The 5,456-nt window shown below is 70.5% G+C and carries 4 protein-coding genes; 3 read left to right on the forward strand and 1 reads right to left on the reverse strand.

Going from position 1 to position 5,456, the window contains the following annotated elements:
- Positions 1-776 (reverse strand): P-type ATPase (locus OZN99_RS24385; protein ID WP_456299898.1); only part of this gene is annotated, 776 nt, incomplete at its 3' end.
- A 419-nt stretch (positions 777-1,195) separates the two neighbouring features.
- Here OZN99_RS24385 and pnp point away from each other — a divergent pair.
- The 3 genes from pnp to OZN99_RS24400 all read left to right on the forward strand — a co-directional run.
- Positions 1,196-3,445, forward strand: coding sequence for a polyribonucleotide nucleotidyltransferase (gene pnp, locus OZN99_RS24390; protein ID WP_270937844.1), 2,250 nt, complete (start codon positions 1,196-1,198; stop codon positions 3,443-3,445).
- Between the two features lie 134 nt (positions 3,446-3,579).
- Positions 3,580-4,980, forward strand: a complete 1,401-nt coding sequence (locus tag OZN99_RS24395) for an NAD(P)H-dependent flavin oxidoreductase (protein ID WP_270937845.1) — start codon at positions 3,580-3,582, stop codon at positions 4,978-4,980.
- 95 nt (positions 4,981-5,075) lie between these two features.
- A partial coding sequence (locus tag OZN99_RS24400) for a response regulator transcription factor (protein WP_270937846.1) occupies positions 5,076-5,456 on the forward strand: 381 nt, incomplete at its 3' end.

Here is a 5,456-nt window from a genome sequence, read left to right on the forward strand (position 1 = left end):
GTGGCCACCACCAGCACCGCCAGCGCCCGCACCGGGTCGCCGGTCACCGCCCAGGCGCCAGCGGCCAGCACGGCCGTGAAGGCGACGAAGCCCACCGCCCAGCGGTCCGCCAGACGGGCCAGTGGTGCGCGCTGCGCCGCCGCCGCCTGCGCCAGGCGCAGGATGGCCGCATAGGTGCTGGCCTCCGCCGGCTGCGTCGCGCGCAGCCGGAAGGCGCTTCCCGCATTCACCCCGCCGCTGCGCAGCGCCGTGCCGCGCGCGAAGGGGACGGGCATCGCCTCGCCCGTCAGCGCGCTCTCGTCCAGCGTCGCCGCCTCGTCCTCCAGCACGCCATCGGCCGGCACCGTCTCGCCGGGGCGCACCAGCAGCAGGTCGCCGGGGCGGATCGCCGCGACGTCGATCTCCTCCAGTGCCTCTCCGGAAAGCCGCGCCGCACGACGCGGCGCGCGGGCGATCAGTTCCGTCAGGGCGCGTGTTGCGCGGCCCTCGGCCCAGGCCTCCAGCGCTTCGCCGCCGGCGACCATGAGGCCGATCACCGCCGCCGCCGCCGCCTCCCCCAGCGCCACCGCGCCCAGGATGGCGGCCAGCGCCACCGCATCCACCCCGATCCGGCCGCCGAGCAGGCCGCGCACCAGCCCGAGACCGACATGCAGCGCCACCGGCAGCCCCGCAGCGGACCAGACCAGGGCCGCCGTCTCCGGCCTGCCGGCCAGTTGCAGGGCGAGACCGGCCAGCAGGCCGGCCAGCACCCAGCCCAGCAGAAGGAAGCGTGTCATGGTGGTAACCCTGCCGCGCATGACGGGCCGTCGCCTTGCCCTGGATCAACGCCCGGGCGCGCAGCAGGCATTTCCGCTGGCCTTCCGGGCCGGGACCGCCTAGATACACGTCGCGGCCGGACTCGGGGACGAGTCCGGCCTGCGCTGCGATGGCAGCGGGTCCGAACGGGCCGCCGTATCCGAAACCGGGTCGATGGCGGCGTTTCCGGCCACATGGGTGGTGTTCCCGGCTTCGGGGGCCTGCCTTCCCATGCCGCCCGAGACGCTGTGCATCCCTCGGCTCCCCCGCTGGGCGGGGGCGGGAAGGCGCCTTCCGGCATCCCATGTCGTCGCTCCCTGGCCGTGCGCGCGGGTGGCCCGCGTGCGCGGCCGCATGTCATGGCCGCGGCGCAAGGACGCGCGGCCGAGAAGGACGACGCATGTTCGACAAGTACTTCCGCAAGGAAATTTCCTGGGGTGGCCAGTTGCTGGTGCTGGAAACCGGCAAGGTGGCCCGCCAGGCCGATGGCGCGGTGATGGCGCGCCTGGGCGACACCATCGTGCTCTGCACCGCGGTCGGCGCACGTTCGGTGAAGCCCGGCCAGGACTTCTTCCCGCTGACCGTGAACTACCAGGAGAAAGCCTTCGCCGCGGGCAAGATCCCGGGCGGCTTCTTCAAGCGCGAGGGCCGTCCCTCCGAGAACGAGACCCTGGTGTCCCGACTGATCGACCGGCCGATCCGCCCGCTGTTCCCGGACGGGTTCCGCAACGAGGTGCAGGTCGTCGCCACCGTGCTCAGCCATGACATGGAGAACGACCCGGATATCGTCGCGATGGTCGGCTGCTCCGCCGCGCTGACGCTGTCCGGCATCCCCTTCTTCGGCCCGATCGCCGGCGCCCGCATCGGCTATGTCGATGGCCAGTACGTGCTGAACCCCACGCTCGCCCAGCGCAAGCAGAGCCAGCTGGACCTCGTCCTCGCCGGCACGGCCGAGGGCGTGCTGATGGTGGAATCCGAGGCGCAGGAGCTCTCCGAGGAGGTGATGCTCGGCGCCGTGGAATTCGGCCACAAGGCCTTCCAGTCCGTCATCCAGGGCATCATCGAGCTTGCCGAGGTGGCCGCGAAGGAGCCCTGGCCGCTCGCCGAGGAAAGCGAAGCGGAGAAGGCGCTGAAGGCGCGCATCGCCGAGATCGGTCGCGCCCCGATGGCCGAGGCCTACAAGATCATCCCGAAGCTGGAGCGCCAGAACGCCGTCGCCGCGGTGAAGAAGCAGGTGGTCGCGCAGCTCGAGGCCGAGGGCCTGGACGCCGCCGCGGCCAAGGGCCTGCTGAAGGAGCTGGAGGCGGACGTCGTCCGCAACAACATCCTCGACACCGGCCTTCGCATCGACGGGCGCGACACGAAGACGGTGCGCGCCATCACCGCGGAGGTCGGCGTGCTGCCCCGCGCGCATGGCTCCGCCCTGTTCACCCGGGGCGAGACCCAGGCCTTCTGCGTGGCGACGCTGGGCACCGGCCAGGATGAGCAGATCATCGACGCACTGGTCGGCGAGTACCGCGAGAACTTCATGCTGCACTACAACTTCCCGCCCTACTCGGTGAACGAGACGGGCCGGATGGGCAGCCCGGGCCGGCGCGAGGTGGGCCACGGCAAGCTCGCTTGGCGCGCGATCCATCCGCTCCTGCCGGAGAAGGAGAAGTTCCCCTACACGCTGCGCGTCGTGAGCGAGATCACGGAGAGCAACGGCAGCTCCTCCATGGCGACCGTCTGCGGCACCAGCCTGGCGCTGATGGATGCCGGCGTGCCGCTGAAGCGGCCCTGCGCCGGAATCGCCATGGGCCTCATCAAGGAGGATCGCGGCTTCGCCGTGCTGTCCGACATCCTCGGCGACGAGGACCACCTGGGCGACATGGACTTCAAGGTGGCGGGCACCGAGGTCGGCGTGACCTCGCTGCAGATGGACATCAAGATCACCTCCATCACCTTCGAGATCATGAAGATCGCGCTCGGCCAGGCGCGAGACGGGCGCCTGCACATCCTGGGCGAGATGGCGAAGGGGATCAGCGGGGCGCGCGGCGACGTGGCCGCGACCGCGCCGCGCATCACCGTGATCAACATCAACAAGGACAAGATCCGCGACGTCATCGGCTCCGGCGGCAAGGTGATCCGCGAGATCACCGAGCAGACCGGCACCAAGATCGACATCGACGACGACGGCACGATCAAGGTGGCCGCCACGACGACCGAGGCGGCGCAGAAGGCGATCGACTGGATCCAGGGCATCGTCGCCGAGCCGGAGATCAACAAGATCTACAACGGCAAGGTGGTGAAGACCGCCGAGTTCGGCGCCTTCGTCAACTTCCTCGGCGCCAAGGACGGCCTGGTCCACATCAGCGAGCTCGCCAACGAGCGCGTGCAGAAGACGACCGACGTCGTGAAGGAAGGCGACGCGGTGAAGGTGAAGGTCATCGGCTTCGACGATCGCGGCAAGGTGAAGCTCTCCATGCGCGTCGTGGACCAGCAGACCGGCGCCGACATCACCGAGCAGGTCGGCGCCCGCCGGCCGCGCGAGGAGGGCGAGGGCAACGGTGATCGCCCTCGCCGCGACCGGGGCGACCGTCCGTATCGTGACCGGGGCGACCGCCCCCGTCGCGAGGGCGGCGGCAACGATCGCGACGCGGCGGAGTAATCCGCCGAAACATCGCGTGAGCCAGACCCTCCCCAAAGGGTCAGGCTCGCGCCATATTACCGTCACACGCGCCGGCACGCCCCCCTCGGGGTTGGCCGGTGCGTCCAGGCGACAGTCATCGGAGCACGACAGCCTTGAAGGCGATCAACCCGATCCGCATGGGCGGAGTCGAGGTGCTGCCCCTCGTGGAGGGCGGCAAGGGCGTGGCCGTCTCCAACGGTGCAACGTGCGGCGGCTGGGCAACCGGCGGCGGCGTCGGCACCTTCTCCGCGGTCAACGCGGACAGCTACGACACGGACGGCAAGGTCATCCGCCAGACCTATTCCGGCCGCACCCGCCGGGAGCGGCACGAGGAACTGGTCGCCTACGGCATCGCCGGCGGCATCGCCCAGGCGCGGGAAGCGCATGAGCGCTCCGGCGGCCAGGGCCGCATCCACATGAACATCCTGTGGGAGATGGGCGGCGCGGAGCGCGTGGCGCGCGGCGTGCTGGAAGGTGCGAAGGGCCTGGTGCACGGCGTCACCTGCGGCGCCGGCATGCCCTATCGCCTGGCCGACGTCGCCCGCGACTTCGGCGTGCACTACTACCCCATCATCTCCTCCGCCCGCGCCTTCAGCGCGCTGTGGAAGCGCGCCTACCACAAGACCCGCGAATGGCTGGGCGGCGTGGTCTACGAGGACCCCTGGCTGGCCGGCGGCCACAACGGGCTGTCGAACAGCGAGGACCCGAAGAAGCCCGAGGACCCCTTCCCCCGCGTCCTGAAGCTGCGCCAGCAGATGCGCGAATTCGGCCTGGGCGACGTGCCCATCATCATGGCGGGCGGCGTCTGGTGGCTGGAGGAATGGGAGGACTGGATCGACAACCCCGACCTCGGCCCCGTCGCCTTCCAGTTCGGCACGCGGCCCCTGCTGACCCAGGAAAGCCCGATCAGCGACGCCTGGAAGCAGCGACTGCTGACGCTGCAGCCCGGCGACGTGCTGCTGCAGCCCTTCTCGCCGACCGGCTTCTACTCCTCCGCCGTGCGCAACGAGTTCCTGCGCGAGCTTGAGGACCGCAACGACCGCCAGGTGGCCTATACCAGCGAGCCCGTCGGCGACCACATCGCCGAATACGGCGTCGGTCCCCGCAAGCGGAAGGTCTACCTGACGCCGCACGATCTGGCCCGGGTGAACCATTGGGAAGCCGAGGGCTTCACCGAGGCGATGCGGACCCCCGACAACACGCTGGTCTTCGTGACCCCGGAGAAGAGCCGGGAGATCCTGAAGGACCAGATCGACTGCATGGGCTGCCTCTCGGCGTGCCGCTTCTCCAACTGGTCGCAGCACGAGCCCGAATACAGCACCGGCAAGAAGGCCGACCCGCGCAGCTTCTGCATCCAGAAGACCCTGCAGGACATCGCGCATGACGGCGCGCTGGAGCACAACCTGATGTTCGCCGGCCACAACGCCTACCGCTTCGCGAACGACCCGTTCTACTCCAACGGCTTCATCCCGACCGCGAAGCAGCTGGTCGAGCGCATCCTGACCGGCCGCTGACCCGCGCGGGCGCGCGGCCCATCGCGTGCCCCGGGTGACACGCTGTCAGGCTTCGGTCATTCTGCGGCCCGCCCGATTCATCGGCGCGGGGGAAGATGGCCGGCGTCCGCATAGCCGTGGTGGAGGACGAGCCTGACCTGCGCGAGGTCGTGGTCGAGTATCTCCGCGCCCAGGGCTTCGACGCCCTGCCCTGCCCGGACGGCGCCGCGCTGGATGCGGCGCTGGCAGACGATCCCGTGGAAGCCGTGCTGCTCGACCTGAACCTGCCGCGAGAAGGCGGGCTCAGCATCGCCCGCCGCCTGCGCGGCCTGCCCGACGCGCCCGGGATCCTGATGGTCACCGCGCTCGGCGAGCCGACCGATCGCATCGTCGGCCTGGAACTCGGCGCGGACGACTACATCGGCAAGCCCTTCGAGCTGCGCGAGCTGCTCGCCCGGCTGCGCAGCGTGCTGCGCCGCCGCCGCGCGCGCGCCGAG

Source organism: Falsiroseomonas oryzae, assembly GCF_027856955.1.
GTDB classification, from domain to species: Bacteria; Pseudomonadota; Alphaproteobacteria; order Acetobacterales; family Acetobacteraceae; genus Falsiroseomonas; species Falsiroseomonas oryzae.